The organism is Chromohalobacter sp. 296-RDG (assembly GCF_029889885.1).
GTDB lineage: Bacteria > Pseudomonadota > Gammaproteobacteria > Pseudomonadales > Halomonadaceae > Chromohalobacter.
Genome location: NZ_JARANY010000051.1, coordinates 1 through 18,177, shown reverse-complemented (window position 1 = coordinate 18,177; position 18,177 = coordinate 1). Strand labels below are relative to the sequence as shown.

Annotated in this window: 20 protein-coding genes and 1 pseudogene; 17 read left to right on the top strand and 4 right to left on the bottom strand. The window is 60.6% G+C overall.

Annotated features, from left to right (window positions below):
- Positions 1 to 384: ABC transporter permease subunit (locus OP495_RS13935; RefSeq protein WP_280570097.1), on the top strand; the 384-nt coding region annotated here is incomplete at its 5' end.
- Positions 374 to 1,969: a dipeptide ABC transporter ATP-binding protein gene (locus tag OP495_RS13930; protein WP_280570094.1), complete on the top strand. Its 1,596-nt coding sequence runs from the start codon at positions 374 to 376 to the stop codon at positions 1,967 to 1,969. The genes OP495_RS13935 and OP495_RS13930, both read left to right, overlap by 11 nt.
- A gap of 75 nt (positions 1,970 to 2,044) precedes the next feature.
- Here the strand turns inward: OP495_RS13930 and rsuA are convergent, their stop codons facing one another.
- Positions 2,045 to 2,752 carry a 16S rRNA pseudouridine(516) synthase RsuA gene (gene rsuA, locus OP495_RS13925; protein ID WP_280570092.1) on the bottom strand — a complete coding sequence of 236 codons (708 nt, stop codon included), beginning with the start codon at positions 2,750 to 2,752 and terminating at the stop codon, positions 2,045 to 2,047.
- A 9-nt stretch (positions 2,753 to 2,761) separates the two neighbouring features.
- Positions 2,762 to 3,565, bottom strand: a complete 804-nt coding sequence (locus OP495_RS13920) for an amidohydrolase (protein ID WP_280562048.1) — start codon at positions 3,563 to 3,565, stop codon at positions 2,762 to 2,764.
- 211 nt (positions 3,566 to 3,776) lie between these two features.
- On the opposite strand from OP495_RS13920, the gene rarD reads away from it, so the two are divergent.
- Together rarD and OP495_RS13910 are read left to right on the top strand one after the other, a co-directional pair.
- Entirely contained in the window at positions 3,777 to 4,634 is an 858-nt protein-coding gene (gene rarD, locus OP495_RS13915; protein ID WP_280570100.1) for an EamA family transporter RarD, read from the top strand.
- 94 nt (positions 4,635 to 4,728) lie between these two features.
- Positions 4,729 to 5,829, top strand: coding sequence for an FAD-dependent oxidoreductase (locus OP495_RS13910; RefSeq protein ID WP_280570090.1), 1,101 nt, complete (start codon positions 4,729 to 4,731; stop codon positions 5,827 to 5,829).
- A gap of 100 nt (positions 5,830 to 5,929) precedes the next feature.
- Here the strand turns inward: OP495_RS13910 and fliE are convergent, their stop codons facing one another.
- On the bottom strand, positions 5,930 to 6,253 hold the full coding sequence (fliE, locus tag OP495_RS13905) for a flagellar hook-basal body complex protein FliE (RefSeq protein WP_280562050.1): 324 nt from the start codon (positions 6,251 to 6,253) through the stop codon (positions 5,930 to 5,932).
- A 280-nt stretch (positions 6,254 to 6,533) separates the two neighbouring features.
- Between fliE and fliF the strand changes: the two genes are divergently transcribed.
- The 13 genes from fliF to fliR all read left to right on the top strand — a co-directional run bounded on the left by fliF (position 6,534) and on the right by fliR (position 17,960).
- Positions 6,534 to 8,342, top strand: a complete 1,809-nt coding sequence (gene fliF, locus OP495_RS13900) for a flagellar basal-body MS-ring/collar protein FliF (protein WP_280570087.1) — start codon at positions 6,534 to 6,536, stop codon at positions 8,340 to 8,342.
- The gene (fliG, locus tag OP495_RS13895; protein WP_280562052.1) at positions 8,335 to 9,330 is read left to right on the top strand and encodes a flagellar motor switch protein FliG; all 996 of its coding nucleotides are present in this window, start codon (positions 8,335 to 8,337) and stop codon (positions 9,328 to 9,330) included. Before fliF ends, fliG begins: the two co-directional genes overlap by 8 nt.
- The gene (locus OP495_RS13890; RefSeq protein ID WP_280570084.1) at positions 9,323 to 10,093 is read left to right on the top strand and encodes a flagellar assembly protein FliH; all 771 of its coding nucleotides are present in this window, start codon (positions 9,323 to 9,325) and stop codon (positions 10,091 to 10,093) included. Before fliG ends, OP495_RS13890 begins: the two co-directional genes overlap by 8 nt.
- Entirely contained in the window at positions 10,086 to 11,492 is a 1,407-nt protein-coding gene (gene fliI, locus OP495_RS13885; protein WP_280562054.1) for a flagellar protein export ATPase FliI, read from the top strand. The genes OP495_RS13890 and fliI overlap by 8 nt, the downstream gene beginning before the upstream one ends.
- 34 nt (positions 11,493 to 11,526) lie before the next feature.
- Positions 11,527 to 12,024: a flagellar export protein FliJ gene (gene fliJ, locus OP495_RS13880; RefSeq protein ID WP_280570081.1), complete on the top strand. Its 498-nt coding sequence runs from the start codon at positions 11,527 to 11,529 to the stop codon at positions 12,022 to 12,024.
- A 12-nt stretch (positions 12,025 to 12,036) separates the two neighbouring features.
- Entirely contained in the window at positions 12,037 to 13,446 is a 1,410-nt protein-coding gene (locus OP495_RS13875) for a flagellar hook-length control protein FliK (RefSeq protein ID WP_280570078.1), read from the top strand.
- A 155-nt stretch (positions 13,447 to 13,601) separates the two neighbouring features.
- Positions 13,602 to 14,075, top strand: coding sequence for a flagellar basal body-associated protein FliL (fliL, locus tag OP495_RS13870; RefSeq protein WP_280562057.1), 474 nt, complete (start codon positions 13,602 to 13,604; stop codon positions 14,073 to 14,075).
- A 6-nt stretch (positions 14,076 to 14,081) separates the two neighbouring features.
- Complete coding sequence (gene fliM, locus OP495_RS13865; RefSeq protein WP_280562058.1) at positions 14,082 to 15,098, top strand: flagellar motor switch protein FliM; 1,017 nt, start codon at positions 14,082 to 14,084, stop codon at positions 15,096 to 15,098.
- Positions 15,091 to 15,630, top strand: a complete 540-nt coding sequence (fliN, locus tag OP495_RS13860) for a flagellar motor switch protein FliN (RefSeq protein ID WP_280570076.1) — start codon at positions 15,091 to 15,093, stop codon at positions 15,628 to 15,630. Before fliM ends, fliN begins: the two co-directional genes overlap by 8 nt.
- Entirely contained in the window at positions 15,627 to 16,103 is a 477-nt protein-coding gene (gene fliO, locus OP495_RS13855) for a flagellar biosynthetic protein FliO (protein WP_280562060.1), read from the top strand. The genes fliN and fliO overlap by 4 nt, the downstream gene beginning before the upstream one ends.
- A gap of 38 nt (positions 16,104 to 16,141) precedes the next feature.
- On the top strand, positions 16,142 to 16,876 hold the full coding sequence (gene fliP / locus OP495_RS13850; protein WP_280562376.1) for a flagellar type III secretion system pore protein FliP: 735 nt from the start codon (positions 16,142 to 16,144) through the stop codon (positions 16,874 to 16,876).
- Between the two features lie 22 nt (positions 16,877 to 16,898).
- On the top strand, positions 16,899 to 17,168 hold the full coding sequence (gene fliQ, locus OP495_RS13845) for a flagellar biosynthesis protein FliQ (RefSeq protein WP_280562061.1): 270 nt from the start codon (positions 16,899 to 16,901) through the stop codon (positions 17,166 to 17,168).
- 6 nt (positions 17,169 to 17,174) lie between these two features.
- The gene (gene fliR / locus OP495_RS13840) at positions 17,175 to 17,960 is read left to right on the top strand and encodes a flagellar biosynthetic protein FliR (RefSeq protein WP_280570073.1); all 786 of its coding nucleotides are present in this window, start codon (positions 17,175 to 17,177) and stop codon (positions 17,958 to 17,960) included.
- An 88-nt stretch (positions 17,961 to 18,048) separates the two neighbouring features.
- Here fliR and OP495_RS13835 read toward each other — a convergent pair.
- Positions 18,049 to 18,177, bottom strand: a pseudogene (locus OP495_RS13835) (flagellar hook-associated protein 3); the annotation flags it as partial.

Here is an 18,177-nt window from a genome sequence, read left to right as displayed (position 1 = left end):
CGCGCGGCGCGAGCCATGGGGCTGCCATCGCGCCTGATCATGTGGCGCCATGTGCTGCCCAACGCCATGGTCGCCACCCTGACTTTCATCCCGTTTCTGTTCACCGGCGCGATCACCACCCTCACCGCGCTGGATTTCCTGGGCTTCGGCCTGCCACCAGGCTCGCCCTCACTAGGTGAACTCGTCGCCCAGGGCAAGAACAACCTGCAGGCACCCTGGCTTGGCATTACAGCCTTCCTGAGCCTCGGAATCATGCTTTCGCTGCTGGTCTTTATCGGCGAAGGACTGCGCGACGCCTTCGACCCACGCCACGTGCCCAGCACCACCACGCCGACCTCCGCCGAGACCGACGATCTACCCGGGAGAACCGCGCATGGCCAATGACGACGTCGTATTCGAACTCGATGCCCTGCGCATCGCCTTCGGCGACATGCGCGTCGTCGAGGACCTGTCACTCACCATACGCCGTGGCGAAACCGCGGCTTTGGTCGGCGAATCGGGCTCCGGCAAATCGGTCTCGGCTCTAGGCGCCCTCGATCTGCTGCCGCCCGGCGCGCGGGTCGAAGGCGAACGCCGGCTCTGCGGAGAGTCTCTCGAAGGGCTTTCACCACGTCGCTGGAATACGCTGCGCGGCGGTCAAGTCGGCTTCGTTTTCCAGGAGCCCACGACCTCGCTCAATCCCTTGCACCCGGTCGGCAAGCAGCTCAGCGAAACCCTACGTCTGCATCAAGGCTTGCGCGGCCGTGCCGCCCGTCAGCGCGCTCGGGAATTGCTGGTGGAAGTACAGTTGCCGCGCCCCGACGAACTCCTCGAGGCGCACCCCCATCAGCTCTCGGGCGGGCAACGTCAGCGCGTGGTGATCGCCATGGCCATCGCCAACAAGCCGCGACTGCTCATTGCCGACGAGCCGACCACGGCGCTCGATGTCACTGTTCAACAGGAAATCCTGGCCTTGCTGGCGTGGCTACGCGACGCCAATGGCATGGCCATGCTGTTCATCACCCACGATCTCAATCTGGTACGCCAGCATGCCGACAGCGTGCATGTCATGCAGCACGGACGACTCGTCGAAAGTGGCAGCATTACACGCGTCTTCGATACCCCCCGCGCGGCCTATACCCAACACCTGCTCGCCGCCAATCCCGATGGCCATGCCGCGCCGTTGCCGGAGACCCGTACGATGCTGCTCGAGGCACGCCGCCTCGGCGTCTCTTTCGCGCGGAGCAGATCCTGGTTCGGGCGCCGTCCCGCCCCCTTCGTGGCCGTCCAGCCGCTGGATATCACCCTGGCACGCGGCGAGACTCTGGGCCTGGTCGGCGAATCGGGCTCTGGCAAGACCACGCTGGCGCTGGCGCTTCTACGCCTGACCGCCGCCGACGGCGAGATCGTCTTCGATGGCGAACGCCTGGATAAGTTGCGTGGCAACGCGCTACGCCGCCGTCGGCGGCGCTTTCAAGTCGTCTTCCAGGATCCTTACGGCTCGCTCTCGCCGCGTATGCCCGTCATGGATATCGTCAGCGAAGGGCTGCGTTTTCATCACCCGGCACTCAGCGACGCAGAGATCCAGCAACGCGTTGCCACCACCCTCGAAGAAGTCGGTCTGCCGGCGAATTGCGCGGCACGCTATCCGCACGAGTTCTCCGGAGGCCAACGCCAGCGTATCGCCGTGGCACGCGCCATCATTCTCGAGCCCGATCTACTCGTGCTCGACGAGCCGACCTCTGCACTCGACCGCAGCGTGCAGAAACAGCTCATCGGTTTGCTGCGCGGGCTTCAAGCGAGACGCGGGCTGAGTTACCTATTCATCAGCCATGATCTCGCCGTCGTACGCGCCATGGCGCACCGCATCGTGGTGCTTAAAGACGGCGAGATCGTCGAGCAAGGCGACTGTGAAGCGTTACTCAAGCAACCTCAAGAAGCGTATACCAAGCGTCTTCTCGAGGCCTCTGGATTGAAATTCGGCACCTGACGGACTTTTTTGTACGCCATGGCCGGGTTGTCAGGTTAAGGAGCTATAAGCGCGGGAATAAGATAACGGTATAAACTAGATGGATGCGACTTCCGCTTCGCTAAGCTCTCGCCACTCGCCTGGCGCTAGCGCTGAGTCGAGGACGATATCGCCGATCCGTTCACGATGCAGTGCCACGACCTCGTTACCCAGCGCCGCGAACATGCGCTTGATCTGGTGGTAGCGGCCTTCCTGGATGATCAGACGCGCCTGAACCACCTCGTCTTCGTCCGGCGTCGGCAAACGTTCGAGGCGCGCGGGCAACGTCGGCTTATCTTCCTTTTCCAGCATTAGCCCCGCTGCCAGGAGATCTTCCGCCCCTTCCATCAGCGGTTGAGCCAGCGTCACGAGATAATGCTTGTCGCAACGTCGCTTGGGGGATGTCAGTCGATGCGACCATTGCCCATCCTCGGTGATCAACACAAGCCCTGTAGTATCGACATCCAAGCGTCCTGCGATGTGCAAGCGACTACGCTTAGTGACATCCAGCAACTCGATCAACGAGGGATAACGCCCCGGCCGTGTCGTGCACTCATAGCCCGTGGGCTTATTGAGCATCAGATAGCGCACGCCGACCAGAGCCAAGGGCTCCCCCATCCAGCGTACGTCCTGTTCGTCACCGAGTTTGAAGGCGGCATTTTTGATCACATCACCATCCACCTCGACCTCGCCGCGGTGCAGGGCTTTCTTGGCTAGCGAGCGCGTCAGCTCGGTACTTTCACTTAAAAAACGGTCGAGACGCATGCAGTCAATTCACTCCTCGACCTGGAAGCGATCGGCGTCCATCCAGGCCGGAAATTTGTCACGGAACGTACTCAGCGCCTGACGATCCAGGAAGCCGGTACGCATGAAAGGCGCGTCGCGCGGCTCGTCGATCAAGGGCTCGCCCTTGAAGTCGACAAGCATCGAGTCACCCGCATACGCCAGCCCCTTGGCATCTTCTCCTACGCGATTGACGCCGATTACATAGCAGAGATTCTCGACGGCACGCGCCTGTAGCAGGGTCCGCCAAGGCTGACGACGGGGCGCGGGCCAGTTGGCAACGCACAGCAGCGCATCATACTCGAAATGCTCGCCCGGCGCGGGCTGCTGGCGCAGCCATACGGGAAATCGCAGGTCATAGCAGACACTCAACAGAATGCGAAAGCCCTTGAGCTCGACGATGACGCGCTCGCTGCCCATGCCATAGCGCTCGTGCTCGCCGGCCATGCGGAACAGGTGGCGCTTGTCGTAATGCGTGATATCGCCATCCGGGCGCGCCCAGATAAGACGATTGAAATATTCGTCGTCCTCGACCACGGCCACGCTGCCGGTCACTACGCAACCACGCTGGCGGGCTTGTTCGGCCATCCAGGCAACGGTGGCACTTTGCGCCATGGGCTCGGCCATCTCACGGGAATTCATGGTGAACCCCGTAGCGAACATTTCCGGCAGCACGATCAAGTCCGTATCGTCCGCCGAGAGCGTGCCCAGACGTTCCTCGAGCAAACGGCAATTGGCTTGGGGATCTTCCCAGCGCAGGTCGGCCTGCACCAGAGTCGTACGTAATTCACTCATTACACACCTCCCAGATTGATGCTTCAGTCTGAAGGCCAGCTCAGGGCGGCGGCAAGTCTCTTTCGTCCATGTTAGATTAGCGTTCTCCTGTTCGGCTTTATCGCCCCACGCTGAGGTCCCCATGACTCGAGAGAGTGCTAAAGAGAGTGCCCCGCAAGACACGTCTTGCGCACCGACGACTGCCGCGGATAAGGAAGCCGCCCAGGGTGTCATGTTCGGCGTGGTCGCCTATACGCTATGGGGCTGCTTTCCGCTTTTTTTCTCGCTTTTCGAGGGTGTACCCGCTTGGGAAATCCTCACCCATCGCATCCTCTGGGCGTGCCTGTTTCTGGTCCTCGTGGTGACCCTCTTAGGGCGCTGGCAGCCGGTCATGGCCGCCTTGCGCGCGCCGCATCTGCTGGTACGGGTACTCGGCTGTGCCTTGCTCATCGGCTTCAACTGGGGGCTCTATATCTATGCCGTGGAAACCCACCACGTTCTCCAGGCCAGCCTCGGCTATTTCATGACGCCACTGGTCAACGTAGCGCTGGGCATGCTGGTACTGCGCGAACGCATGTCACGTCTCCAGGGCACCGCAGTGGCCATCGCCATCATCGCCATCGGCGTTCAACTGGTGGGGCTCGGTGGTCTGCCGTGGATCAGCATTTGTCTTGCTCTCAGCTTCGGCACCTATGGCCTGTTGCGTAAGCAGGTCAGCCTGGACGGCCTTTCGGGACTGTTTGTCGAGACATTCATATTGCTGCCCCTCGGCTTGCTTGCCGTGGCCTGGTTCGAGGTTGCCGGCCTGTCCCATTTCGGGGGCACCGCGCGTAACACCACGCTGCTGGTAGCGAGTGGCGCCCTGACGGCTCTGCCATTGCTGGCCTTCGCCGGAGCCGCGCGCCGACTGCGCCTGTCGACAGTAGGGTTCTTGATGTACATCAACCCCACCTTGCAATTCTTGATCGCACTGCTGATCTTTCGTGAGCCATTAGGCACGCTGCAACTCATCACCTTCGTACTCATCTGGCTCGGATTGGCGCTATATTCGCTTTCCGCCTGGCAAGGCCGACGCGCCGGCGCCAGATAAGGCAAGCGTCACAGCGCCGATATCGTCTAGAGTGAACAAGAACGCCGTACGACCTGCTTCGCGACGGCCGCCTGGCCCGAGGAAACACGCCTTCATGACGACGCATCTGGTGCTGGTAGGTGCCGGTCACGCGCACCTCCACTTGTTGAAACACGCTACCGCATTACGTCGCGCCGGCTATCGCATCACACTCGTGGCCCCCACGCGTTTCTGGTATTCGGGCATGGCCGCACGGCTGCTCGGTGGTGCACCGCGTGATGCCTGCAGCCTCGACATCGCTGCCCTCTCCGCGCGCCATGGCATCGAGCATGTTACAGCGCCTTTCGTGGCACTCGACGTGCACACCAAGCATGTTTTCCTGGCCGACGGTCATCACATCGACTTTGATGTACTCTCGCTCAACGTGGGCAGCGACGTCGTACCGCCGACCCCAACTGGCGCGACCGTTCCTGCCTGGGGCGACGCGCGCTACTGGCACGTCAAGCCCATCGAGCGTCTCGATGCGCTACGCCAGCATGTGCTCGATGCCGCCCAGCAACGCCAGGCTTTGCATATGGTCGTGGTCGGTGGCGGACCTTCCGGCGTGGAAATGGCCGCCAATCTGGCAGGGCTGAGCCAACGCCTCGGGGCCGCCAACACTATTCGGCTTGTCACGCGCCACTCACGCTTATTGCCCGCCGCACCGGAGACAGCATCACGCTGGGCCAGCAGTCAGCTCTCACGCCTGGGCGTCGACTGGCAACCCAACGTAGCCTTCGATGGTGGCGCCGGATGGCTCGACACCCTCGACGTCTTACCCGATGACATCGTCCTCGCCACGGGATTGCGCCCCGCGTACTGCGTCGCCGATCTGCCACTGGCGCTCGACGACAACGGCATCTGCATCAAGGCAACGCTACAAAGCGAGGAACACACGGCGATCTTCGCCGTCGGCGACTGCGCCTCGCTGACCGATCAAAGCCTCCCCAAGCGCGGTATCGAAGGCGTTCGCCAAGGCCCCGTGCTACTGCAGAATCTGATTGCCCTGCAGAATGACACGCCACTGAGTGACTACCAGCCACCGGCAACGGCACTATCCATCGTGGACATGCACGACAAGGGATTGGCACTTTACGGAGAACACTGGCGAGGTGGCCGCTTGGCCTTGCGGCTCAAGCGCTATATCGACACGCGCTTCTTGCGACGTTACCGGTAGAGAAGTCGCGGCGTTACCGACAAGAGAAGCGTCAGCTCACGGTAAGAGCCAAGACACATTACACCGCCGGGGTGACGGTGCCTGGGTGACCGCTATCGCATTACACCTGCATATTCATGACATCCTTATAGGCAGTCACAAAGCGGTTGCGTACCTGCTTGCCCATTTCAAAGGCAATACTGGCCTTTTGCATATCGACCATGACATCGTTGAGCTCCACGCCCGGCTCACCCGCCTCGAACGCTTTAGCCTGAGCGTTGGCACTCTGCTTTAAGCTATTGATGCGTGAAATCGCGCTGTGCAATTCACCGGTAAAACCACCGCTTCCGACTGACGTATTGACCTGGGTCCCGGGCATCTGGCCCGCCTGATTGGCCATGGACTGCATTTGCTGAAGTGCCTGGGAAATGGCCGGTGCACTCATGACTTTTCTCCGCTGATCAAACAGCTTTGGAATACGTTGATGAACCTTATCAGTAACCTGGCCTGCGCCATATCTGCAATTGGGACTTAAAACATCGGCTTTTCCACCCTTTAGGGTTTTCTTGACTCCACATAATGGCCGTCATCACACATACGCTTCGTAACGGTATCGATCGCACCGTCATGAGGCGTCAAACGATGCGCCGAATTCTGGAGTTGGACACCCCCATGCTTGCCGCTGAACCTTTTCAGTGCCTACCCCGGCGTTGCCGGAGGATGACATGAGCACCGCAGCATCCTCTTCGACCGAGGCCAACCAAGGTACATCAGGACAACGTCAAGGCAACGCCGCCTCGGGCGGTGCTCAATCGTTTGTCGCCCGACTGCGTAGTAACCCGCGCGTACCGCTGATTATCGCCGCCGCCGCGAGCGTCGCAGTTATAGCCGCGCTTTTGATGTGGGCAAGCTCCCCCGATTACCGCGTGTTGTATTCGACGCTCACTCAGGAAGATGGCGGAAAGATCGTCTCGGAGCTCGACAGCATGGGCGTGCCCTACGAGTTCAGCGAGAACGGTCAGGCACTGCTGGTACCCGCCGACCGGGTTAACAAGCTACGCATGCAGCTCGCCGAACAAGGCTTGCCGGAAGCCTCCGGCGTGGGCTATGAACTGATGGACGAACAGTCGTTCGGCATCAGCCAGTTCACCGAGCATGTCAATTATCAGCGCGCGCTCGAGGGCGAACTGTCGCGCACCATCGAAGACCTTGGGCCGGTCTCTCATGCCCGCGTTCACCTCGCCATGGCCAAGCCGTCAGTCTTCGTCCGCGAGAGCGAGCCCGCCAGCGCTTCCGTCATGCTCGACCTCCAGCGCGGGCGTGTTCTCGGCGAAGGCCAGGTGCAGGCGATCATGCATCTGGTGTCGAGTAGCGTTTCCGAGCTCGCGACCGATGATATTTCCATCGTCGACCAGACAGGCAGCCTGCTCTCTCCTGCCAGTGATGGCAACGACGCGCTCAGCGGCACGCAGCTGGATTACGTTGCCCGAGTCGAGCGCAGCTATGCCGAGCGTATCGAATCGATTCTGGCGCCCATCCTCGGCGCGCGTAACGTCAAGGCCGAAGTCTCCGCCCAGCTCGATTTTTCCAAGCGCGAAGGCACCAGCGAAACCTATTCCCCCAACCAGCCACCCAATGAAGCCGCCGTACGTAGCGAGCAATCGAGCATCACCTACAGCGGTGATTCTGACCTGGCCATGGGGATTCCTGGAGCGTTGAGCAATCAACCTCCCGGTACCGCAGCGTCGCCCATCAATGCACCACAGGAAAACAATGATGGCGAAGGCGACGACGCACAAGACGATGACGCTCAGGCTGAGGATGGCGACAACGCTGCGACCCAGGAAAACGCCGCCCTGGGGCGCACCAGCCGCGACAACACCATCAATTACGAGGTCGATCACCAGGTCGAGCACGTTCAGCACCAGACCGGTGCCATCGAACGCCTCAATGCCGCCATCGTGGTCAATTACCGCGACGGCGTCGATGAAGATGGCAACCCGGCGCGAGTGCCCCTGAGCGACGACGAGATCGCCAACATCCGCAGCCTCGTACAGCAGGCCATGGGCTTCTCGGCAGCACGTGGCGACCAGCTCAAGGTCGTCAACTCGCCCTTTGACGACACCAACGAAAAGGCCCCCGAACCACCCTGGTGGGAATCTACTTTGTTGTGGTCGCTGGCCGCCACACTGGGCAAATACCTGCTGATCGGCCTAGTCGCCCTGTTCCTGTGGTTCAAGGTACTGCGCCCGCTGGTTCAACGCCAGACCGAACGCCCTGCCTTTACACCGGCCACGCCAAGTCCTGCCGGTGCGACTGCCGGTGCCGGTGGAGACGGTGGTGCCGAGGCCTATGCAACTACTCAAGCCGAGACAGCTGGCGCCGAGGAAGAACCGCCGGTGCCGCCACAGAAGCGGCGTGAACGGCGCTCAGCCAGCTATGAGCAAAACCTCCGTGACGTACGTGAGATCGCTCAGGAAGACCCGCGTCTCGTCGCCATGATCGTCAGAGGGTGGATGGGTTCCCATGAGTAAGATGAGTGGCGCTCGCCGAAGCGCAATTCTGCTGCTTTCGTTGGACGAGGACAGTGCCGCCGAGGTCTTCAAGTACCTCGGCAATAAGGAGGTCCAGGAAATCAGCCTGGAGATGGCCTCCTTGAATCAAATCTCGCACCAGGAAATGGAGGAGGCTCTCAAAGAGTTCCACGATGAAGTGGAGCAGTTCTCTGCCGTCAACCTGCACAGCAGCGAGCACATTCGAACCGTGCTCACCAAAGCGCTGGGAAGCGAGCGAGCCAACAGCGTGATCGAGGACATTCTCGAGACGACCGGCTCCGCCTCGGGCATCGACGCGCTGAACCTGATGGAGAGTACCACCGTGGCCGAGATGATCCGCGACGAGCATCCGCAGATCATCGCCACCATCGTCATCCACCTGGACCGCAACTTGGCCGCCGATGTGCTCGAACAACTCGATGAGAAGCTGCGCAACGATATCGTGCTGCGTATCGCGACGTTCAGCGGCGTGCAACCAGCGGCATTGCAGGAGCTAACCGAAGTACTCGGCAGCATGCTCGACGGCCAGAACGTCAAGCGCAGCAAGATGGGGGGCGTGAGAACCGCCGCCGAGATCCTCAATCTGATGAACTCGTCCCAAGAAGAAGTCGTCATCGATGCCGTACGGGCGCACAACGACGACCTCGCACAGCGGATCATCGACGAAATGTTCTTGTTCGAGAACATTCTCGACATCGACGATCGTGGTATTCAGCTCATTCTCAAGGAAGTCGATACCAACTCGCTGGTCGTGGCTCTCAAGGGGGCTCAAGAAGCCCTCATCGACAAGATCACTCAAAACATGTCGCAACGTGCGGCCACGTTGATGCGCGAAGACCTCGAAGCACGCGGCCCGGTGCGGGTTTCCCAGGTCGAGACCGAGCAGAAAGCGATCCTGCAGGTGGTGCGCCGCCTGGCCGACAACGGCGAAATCGTATTGAGCGGAGGTGACGACAGCTATGTCTGACAAGCCGCTATCCGACGACGTCATTCATACACCGGACGACCAACGCTGGCGCCCCTGGCGCATGGAGGAGCTGCCGCGTGACAGTCACGACGGCAACGATCAACTCGATCGTGCACAACGCTTCGAACAACGCCGGCGCGAGCAGCGTCAGCGTCTGATCGAAGAACGCGAAGCACTGCACCACAAGACCCGCGAAAGCGCCTATCGCGAAGGTTATGACGCCGGCTTCGAAGAAAGCCGCCAGGCCGGTTACGAAAAAGGGCTCCAGGAGGGGCGCGAGGCAGGCGATCAAGAAGCCAAGCGCCAGCTCGACGACGCCCTCGCCCCTCTTGGCCAACTCGCTAGCGAGTTCCGCGCTGCGCTGGATACGATGGACACCCAACTCGCCGACCAGCTCGTCGAGTTGGCCATGCTCACCGGCAAGCACCTGGCCGACGAAGCGTTGATCGCCACACCCGAGCACGTCGTGACGCTGGTTCGCCAGCTACTCCACGAGGAGCCCGTGCTCGACGGCCCCACTCAGTTGTGGCTACACCCCGACGACCTGGCGCTGGTCAACGATCATGTCGGCAACGAGCTCGAAGTCGCTCACTGGACGCTGCACGAAGACGCCTCGCTGCAACGCGGCGGGTGTCGTGCCGAAAGCGCCACCGGCGGACTCGACGCCACGCTCGAGACACGCTGGCAAACCGCGTTGAATCAACGTCGTCAACGCCATGTCGCACCTTCCCCGGCAACGGGGCCGGAGGCCGGTGATGACTGAGACGCACCTTGCCGACACGCACAACGAGACCTCTCACGGCGCCCATTGGCAGCGCGCCCTGGGTAAGGTCACACAGCGTATCGAGGAGCTGGATACACGCCGCCCCCACGGCAAGATCGTGCGTGCCACCGGCCTGGTGCTCGAAGCGACCGGCTTGCGTCTGCCTCTGGGCAGCGCGTGCCTGGTGGAACTCGCCCAGCATGGGCATACCGAGTATGCCGAAGCCGAAGTGGTTGGTTTTGCCGGAGATCGACTGTTTCTCATGCCGCTAGGCGATACCCAGGGCTTGGTGCCGGGTGCACGCGTGCTGATGCTGGGCAACAATCAGCGCGATGCCGCCAGCGCACGCCGTTTCCCCCTCGGCGACGCACTCCTCGGACGCGTGCTGGACGGCAACGGTCGTGCCCTCGACGGCAAGGGCTCACTGGAGAACGCCCCGCATGCCCCATTGAACACGCGGCCCATCAATCCGCTGGATCGCGCCCCCATCGAGTCCGTGATCGATGTCGGCATTCGTGCCATCAACGGCTTGTTGAGCGTCGGACGTGGGCAGCGCATGGGACTTTTCGCAGGCTCAGGGGTAGGCAAGAGTGTGTTGCTCGGCATGATGTCGCGTTACACCCAGGCCGATGTCATCGTCGTCGGCCTGATCGGCGAGCGTGGTCGCGAGGTCAAGGAGTTCATCGAGAACATCCTGGGCACCGAGGGGCGCGAGCGCGCCGTGGTCGTCGCTGCTCCTGCCGACGTTTCGCCGCTGCAACGCTTGCAAGGTGCCGCCTACGCCACGCGTATCGCCGAAGGCTTCCGTGACGAAGGACGTAACGTCCTGTTGATCATGGACTCCTTGACACGCTACGCCATGGCCATGCGCGAGATCGCCCTCGCAGTGGGCGAACCGCCCGCCACCAAAGGCTATCCGCCGTCCGTCTTCGCGCGCCTGCCCGGGCTAGTCGAGCGTGCCGGCAACGGCAAACCCGGCGGGGGGTCAATCACTGCTTTCTATACCGTACTGACCGAAGGCGACGACCAACAGGACCCCATCGCCGATGCCGCGCGCGCCATTCTCGATGGCCACGTCGTGCTCTCGCGAGACCTGTCGGAGAGCGGGCACTACCCCGCCATCGATATCGAAGCCTCGATCAGCCGTGCGATGACCGAGATCACCGAAGGCGCCCACCAGCGTCGGGCGAAACGCTTCAAACAGCTTTTCTCGAGTTATCAACGCAATCGCGACCTGATCAGCGTCGGCGCTTACGCCGCGGGTCACGACCCGCAGCTCGACCGCGCCGTCTCTCTTTATCCGCGTCTCGAAGGTTTTCTCCAGCAGGGAATCTACGAACAAGCCGATGTCACCGCGACGCTGGACGCTCTAGCATCGCTATTTCCGGAGACGCGCTGATGTCATTCACTCTGCATCGCGGTAAGGAGCTCTCATGAACGCACGCTCACCGCTCTCCACACTCAAGGAACTGGCGCAGGAAACCTGCGATCAGGCGGCGCAGTCGGTGGGACACTCCCGTCGCAGTCTGCAGGAAACGCAGCAGCGCCTGGACCAGCTCTTGAACTATCGGCACGAATACCGTCAGCGTCTCGACAAGAGCATGGAGCAGGGCATCGAGCCTGCCAACTGGCACAATTACCAACAGTTTCTGGCCTCCCTCGATCAGGCCATCGCCAGCCAGCGCAAAGTGCTTCACGACCAGCAACGCCAACTCGACCGCCAGCAACAAGCGTGGCAAGGCGAGCGACGCAAGCTCAACACGTACGATACGCTGGTGTCACGCCGCGAACAGGTCGAACAGAAACGCGCCACGCGGCGTGAGCAGCAGTTCTTCGATGAGATGTCGGCGCGCATGTCGCGCCAGCAGGAAAACGACCGCGGTCTCGACGTCACCTCGACGCATACCACGCATTCCAATAACCGCTTTTGACGAGGCATGCTCATGGATATTGCCCTGCTCACCAACCTTCAAGGCAGTAATCAAGCCTCCGCGTCCAACCTCGGCAACGCGGGCGAGACACGTGGCGGCAGAAATGTCGACGACAGCGCCTCACCGTTTGCAAGCCTCCTCGGCAAGGCCAGTAGCGGCTCGGATGCCAAGGGCGATGCCGGCACCGAATTGCTGTCAAAGGACACCGCAAGTCAGGACGGTAACGATCTCGTCACAGCGCTTAACGAGCTGATGCAAGACAGCGATGATGCCAAGCTGCTCAGCGACTGGCTCGAAAGCGGTGATGCCAGCCAGCTCGAAGCCCTCACTGATCGCCTGGGGGAAATACAGCAAGCGTTGGGCGACGATGCGCAACAGGACGGTTCGGAACTCTCTACCGATGCTCTGGCGGCGCTACTCGTCGCGCAACTGCCGACGAATGCCGCAGCCAATGCTAATGGCACCGCGCAAGCTCAGGGGGGAGCCGGCGGTGCAGTTGCCAGCCAAGGTGGCGAGCTTTCGCTCAACGACATTCAGCAACGCATGCTGCTCATTCAGCAATCCTCCAGCGGCATGCGGGACGGCGCGGGCGATGCACTCTCGCGCCAGGACCTCATGGCACAGCTGACCAACGCCGCGTCGAACACAGGTAAAGGCCAAGACACTCAGTCTCTCGCCCAACTGATGCAGAACGCACAAAGCGCTTCGGGGCAGTCGTCACAAGGCAATGCCCAAATCTCCCCGGCGGCGGCCTTCGGTGCCACCCTGGTACAACAGGGGCAAGCCGTTGCCGATGCACAACGTGGCGACACACTGACCAGACAGCAGGGCCTGGAGCGACAAGGCAACGACTCATCGCTGTTCACCAACCTGGGCCACAATGCCACCTCGGGTAATGCCACCAATGCCACCGCTGGTGCCGCTGCCAATGCCAGTGCTGCAGCCAGCACAGCCGGCGCATCCGCCACCGCGACACTGACGCCCCAGGTCGGCATGGCCGAATGGGGACAATCGCTCGGCCAGCAGGTCGTGCGCATGGCACAGCGCGGTGACCAACAGGCCGAATTGCGGCTGCACCCTCCTGAACTAGGCCCATTGAGCGTTTCGCTCAAGATGGGCGATCAGCAGCAGGCCAACCTGCAGTTCTTCTCCGCTCACGGTACCGTACGTCACGCCCTGGAAGCAGCAATCCCACAATTGCGCGAAGCCCTTGCCGATAGCGGTATCTCCCTGGGCGAGACCTCCGTCGGTGAACAGGATCAGTTCCAGCAGCAAACCGGTGAGCAACAGGGGCAACCCGGCTCTCGAGGTGACGCCCAAAGTGGGCTATTCGCTGCCGGTGACGCGAACGCTGACATGCAGAGCCTGACCGAAACGCCACTGCAATATATCGCGTCTTCGGGCATTAGCCTTTATGCGTGAGCCTAGCTGCCGATAACACGTGAGGGATGTCCACAATAGCCGTCTCGACAAAGCCCGAAGTGGCGTGCGTGAAGCTTTCTATTCGAGCAATCGAATAGCCCTTCCTATCGCCATAATCGGCCCACTCATCTACGTCGAAGTGAATGACATAAACGATGGCCAAAACCAACAAGCGCGCCAAGTCCCTATGGCTAATAGGGCTCCTGATCGTCCTGTTCTCGGTCGGCAGCTCCATTGGTGTCTACCTGCTCATGGACTCGCGCCAGGAAGCATCGGCCAACGAAGAGCCGAGCGAGCCCAAAGAGGCACCGGCGCCGATTTTCGTCAAGATCGAACCGTTCACGGTCAACTTGCAGGACGATGAATACAGTGAGCGTCTTCTCTATGTCGGGCTCTCCTTGAAAGTGGGTGACGACAAGACGAAAGAGGTCCTCGAGCAATACATGCCGGAGGTACGCAGTCGCTTGCTGATGCTGCTTTCCAGTCAAAAAGCCGGGGCTCTCGTCAAGCCCGAGGGCAAGCAACGCCTTGCCAATCAGATTCTGACGCTGTTCGACGAACCATTGGCCGAGCCGCAGCCGCCCCTGGACGTCACCGGCGTGCTATTTTCCGAATTCATTGTGCAATAAGACGACATGTCCCAAGACGATCTGCTCTCGCAGGAAGAGATCGACGCGCTCCTAAAGGGCGTGAGCGGTGACGAGGATAGCGCGAAGGAAGACGATACTTCGCGCCAGGGGAAGGTGCGTCCGTTCGATCCCGCCAAGCAGCATCGCATCATACGCGAGCGGCTCCATGCGCTGGATATTATCAACGAACGCTTCGCCCGCCAGTTCCGCGTAGCGCTTTTCAACCTGATGCGGCGTAGCGCCGACATCACGGTTGAAAGCGTTCGCTATCAAAGCTATAGCGAGTTCTCGCGTAACCTCCCGGTGCCCACCAACCTCAATCTGATCACCATGAAACCATTGCGTGGCTCGGCACTGGTGGTATTTCCACCCAGCCTGGTCTTCATGGTGGTCGACAACTTGTTCGGCGGGGACGGACGCTTCCTCACCAAATCCGAGGGACGTGAGTTCACGCGCACCGAACAGCGCATCATCCACCGCATGCTCAAGCTGGCGCTGGAGGGCTACAGCGAATCGTGGAAATCGGTCTATCCCCTGGATATCGAATACATACGATCGGAACTGCAGGTGAAGTTCGCCAATATCACCAACTCGCCCAACGAGATCGTCGTCAACACCACCTTCCACGTCGAGGTCGGCAATCTCTCCAGCGAGTTCAACATCTGCATTCCCTACTCGATGATCGAGCCGATCCGCGACACGCTTGCCAGTCCTCTGCATGACACGCATCCCGACGAGGAGCAGCAGTGGGAAGCGCGCATGGCTCAAGAGATCCGCCACTCGGACGTGGAGCTGACCGCCGATTTCGTCGACATCCCCTTGCGTCTGCGGGATGTCACCCAGCTGTCGGTGGGCGACATCATCCCCATCGAATTACCCGAGGCGGTGAATGTCAGCGTCGACGGTATTCCAGTGATGACGTGCGATTACGGCAGCCAAAAATCCCAACGCGCATTGCGCGTTCGGCACCTCATCGAACACGGCTCGAGCCAAGTTGCAGCGAAGGATCCGAAAGATGACTGATTCCAAGAACCCCGATCAGAAAGGCACCGAGGACGAGTGGGCCGACGCCATGGCAGAGCAAGATGCGTCCAAGGATAGCGATGCGTCCAAAGACAACGACGAAAGCGCTGCCGATGCGGAAGAAGACCTGTGGGCGGCAGCAATGGCCGAGCAACAGTCGACCGAAGAAGAAAGCGCCGACATCACGTCGAGCGAAAACGCATCACGGGCGCAAAATGCCGACCATGAAGTGTTCAAGCAGCTCGACGAGGGAGCAGCCGGCACGACGCCGCGCGACCTCGAGATGATCATGGATATCCCGGTCAAGCTCAGCGTGGAGCTGGGACGTACGCGTATCACCATCAAGCAATTGCTTGAGCTCGCCCAAGGCTCGGTGATCGAACTGGATGGCCTGGCCGGCGAACCCATGGATATTCTCATCAACGGCTATTTGATCGCGCAGGGCGAAGTCGTGGTCGTGGATGACAAGTACGGTATCCGCATCACCGAGATCATCACTCCTTCGGAACGCGTCAAAAAGCTGAACAAATGAGTGTCGCCGACAGTGCACGCGAGGCGGCCGTATCGCTCGACAGTGGCGGTGACGCTGCAATGGGAATGGCCTGGGTCGGCAAGACCGCCCTCTCTCTGGCGCTTATCGTCGCCATTATATTGCTATGTGCCTGGCTGCTGCGCCGCCTGACACCGGGACGTCTGCGCGCGTCCCAACACGTCAAGGTGGTGTCCAACACTGCCATCGGCCAACGCGAGCGCGTCACTGTCGTCGAGATCGACGGACGCTGGCTGGTACTCGGCGTCGGTGGCAATCAGGTCACCCTGCTCAAGGATATGCCAGCCGCCGAGGCGAGCGACACACCCATGACGGAGTCTCCGGCTCCGCTTAGCGGCAGCTTCGCCCAACGCTTTCGCCAAGCACTGGCGCAGAATATGGGACGCAAATCGCCGGATTCACCTTCCTCGCAATCTCAGGATGGTGCGACTGCGGACAAGGAATTAGATCGATGAACGTCGCCGCCATCCCCGCTCGGATAGACGTCGCCACCATGCTGCGTCGTGGCCTGGCAATGCTATTGCTAGCCTGGCCCGCGCTGGGCTGGGGGCAGGAACTCCCGGGCATTGTCACCGAACCCACGGGGGACGGCGGTCAGCAATGGTCGTTGAGCCTGCAGACGCTGCTGTTTCTCAGCTCGCTGGCCTTCTTGCCCGCACTGCTCCTGGGCATGACCTGCTTTACCCGCATCATCATCGTGTTGAGCCTGCTGCGCACGGCTATCGGCACCCAGTCGACGCCGCCCAACCAGGTTTTGCTGGGCCTGGCGTTGTTCATGACGTTTTTCATCATGTCACCGGTCATCGACCGTGTGCATGAACAAGCATGGGTACCTTTCTCCGAGGATCAGATCAGCCTCGAACAAGCCATGCAACAAGGCAGTCAGCCTTTTCGTGAGTTCATGTTCGCCCAGACGCGCGAAACCGACCTGGCGCTCTTTGCGCGCATGGCCGACGCCGATGAAATGCAGGGCCCCGAGGATGTCCCGATGCGCCTGCTGATACCGGCCTTCATGACCAGCGAGCTGAAGACCGCGTTCCAGATCGGTTTCAGTATCTTCATTCCGTTTCTGATCATCGACCTGGTGGTCGCCAGTGTGCTGATGGCACTGGGGATGATGATGGTGCCACCGGCGACGATTTCACTGCCCTTCAAGCTCATGCTATTCGTGCTCGTCGACGGTTGGAATTTGCTCATCGGCTCGCTGGCCGACAGCTTCTATATGTAGGCAGAGATAGAGAGACGCTACCATGACACCTGAAATGGTCATGGGGCTGGCATATCAGGGCATGAAAGTTACGCTGATGCTCGCCGGCCCCCTGTTGATGACAGCCTTGCTGATCGGCCTGCTGGTCAGCTTGTTTCAAGCGGCGACGCAAATCAATGAGATGACGTTGACCTTCATCCCCAAGATACTGGGCGTCTTCGGCGCTTTGGTCGTGGCAGGCCCGTGGTTGATTCAAACCATGATCGACTTTACCCGCAATTTGTTTCAGAACCTGCCTACGATGGTCAGCTAGACGTCTATGGTTCAGGTAACGTTCGACCAATTGCATGAATGGCTGACGCTATTCTTTTGGCCGTTCGTGCGCATCCTGGCCTTCCTCACGGCCACGCCGATATGGAACCAGCATGGCGTACCGCGCCAGGTTTCGATCGTACTGGGCGCACTGTTGGCGGTGGTCATCGCACCGACGCTGCCCCCCATGCCCGACACGCCGATCTTCTCGGTCGCAGCACTTGGCATCTTCATGCAGGAAATGCTGATCGGGATCGCCATGGGTATGGTACTCCGCGTGACCATCGCGGTGGTGCAAGCCGCCGGCGAATTCATCGGTCTGCAAATGGGGCTGGCGTTTGCCACCTTCTTCACGCCGGGCGTGGGTAACAGCATGGTGCTGTCGCGCATCTTTCAGATGATCACCCTGCTCATGTTCCTGGCGCTCAACGGGCATTTGATGACGCTGGAGATACTCGCCAACTCATTCCAGACTCTGCCCATCGGCGGCCCTAGAGTGGATGGCAGCGCCGGCGAGCTCATCGCCTACTGGGGAGGTGAACTATTCAAGTCCGGCGTGCTGATGGCATTGCCCTTGATCGTCTCGCTACTGATCATCAACCTGACGCTTGGAGTCCTCAACCGCGCCTCGCCGCAGTTGTCGATCTTCTCGATAGGCTTTCCCATGACCCTGACCACTGGCGTCGTGTTGCTGATGACACTGATGCCGGACCTGCTGCGCTTTCTAGAAATCATCTTCAGCGACAGCCTGAATACCATGCAGGAAGTGGTGCAGCGTCTAGCGGGCGGCTAGGCTGCCTATCCAACCGAACGCAAAACGCCACGTCCTTGCGGACGTGGCGTTTTGCGTTCGGGCACGATCTACGAGGTTCGACCGGTATCTAGTTGAGATACTGGAACAGGGACATCTGCTGGATATCGGCAAACGATTTCTGTGATGCCTGGAGCCCGACTTTACTCAGCATGTAATCCGAGATTGCCGAGTTGTAATCCAGATCGACCAGATCGGA

Coding starts and splice junctions, on each gene's coding strand:
- OP495_RS13890 (WP_280570084.1), top strand. CDS start 9,323: ATGTCTGACAAGCCGCTATCCGACGACGTCATTCATACACCGGACGAC.
- fliJ (WP_280570081.1), top strand. CDS start 11,527: ATGAACGCACGCTCACCGCTCTCCACACTCAAGGAACTGGCGCAGGAA.
- fliO (WP_280562060.1), top strand. CDS start 15,627: ATGAGTGTCGCCGACAGTGCACGCGAGGCGGCCGTATCGCTCGACAGT.
- OP495_RS13920 (WP_280562048.1), bottom strand. CDS start 3,565: ATGAGTGAATTACGTACGACTCTGGTGCAGGCCGACCTGCGCTGGGAA.
- OP495_RS13875 (WP_280570078.1), top strand. CDS start 12,037: ATGGATATTGCCCTGCTCACCAACCTTCAAGGCAGTAATCAAGCCTCC.
- fliI (WP_280562054.1), top strand. CDS start 10,086: ATGACTGAGACGCACCTTGCCGACACGCACAACGAGACCTCTCACGGC.
- fliP (WP_280562376.1), top strand. CDS start 16,142: ATGCTGCGTCGTGGCCTGGCAATGCTATTGCTAGCCTGGCCCGCGCTG.
- fliM (WP_280562058.1), top strand. CDS start 14,082: ATGTCCCAAGACGATCTGCTCTCGCAGGAAGAGATCGACGCGCTCCTA.
- fliR (WP_280570073.1), top strand. CDS start 17,175: ATGGTTCAGGTAACGTTCGACCAATTGCATGAATGGCTGACGCTATTC.
- OP495_RS13930 (WP_280570094.1), top strand. CDS start 374: ATGGCCAATGACGACGTCGTATTCGAACTCGATGCCCTGCGCATCGCC.
- rsuA (WP_280570092.1), bottom strand. CDS start 2,752: ATGCGTCTCGACCGTTTTTTAAGTGAAAGTACCGAGCTGACGCGCTCG.
- fliL (WP_280562057.1), top strand. CDS start 13,602: ATGGCCAAAACCAACAAGCGCGCCAAGTCCCTATGGCTAATAGGGCTC.
- fliF (WP_280570087.1), top strand. CDS start 6,534: ATGAGCACCGCAGCATCCTCTTCGACCGAGGCCAACCAAGGTACATCA.
- fliN (WP_280570076.1), top strand. CDS start 15,091: ATGACTGATTCCAAGAACCCCGATCAGAAAGGCACCGAGGACGAGTGG.
- OP495_RS13910 (WP_280570090.1), top strand. CDS start 4,729: ATGACGACGCATCTGGTGCTGGTAGGTGCCGGTCACGCGCACCTCCAC.
- fliG (WP_280562052.1), top strand. CDS start 8,335: ATGAGTAAGATGAGTGGCGCTCGCCGAAGCGCAATTCTGCTGCTTTCG.
- fliE (WP_280562050.1), bottom strand. CDS start 6,253: ATGAGTGCACCGGCCATTTCCCAGGCACTTCAGCAAATGCAGTCCATG.
- fliQ (WP_280562061.1), top strand. CDS start 16,899: ATGACACCTGAAATGGTCATGGGGCTGGCATATCAGGGCATGAAAGTT.
- rarD (WP_280570100.1), top strand. CDS start 3,777: ATGTTCGGCGTGGTCGCCTATACGCTATGGGGCTGCTTTCCGCTTTTT.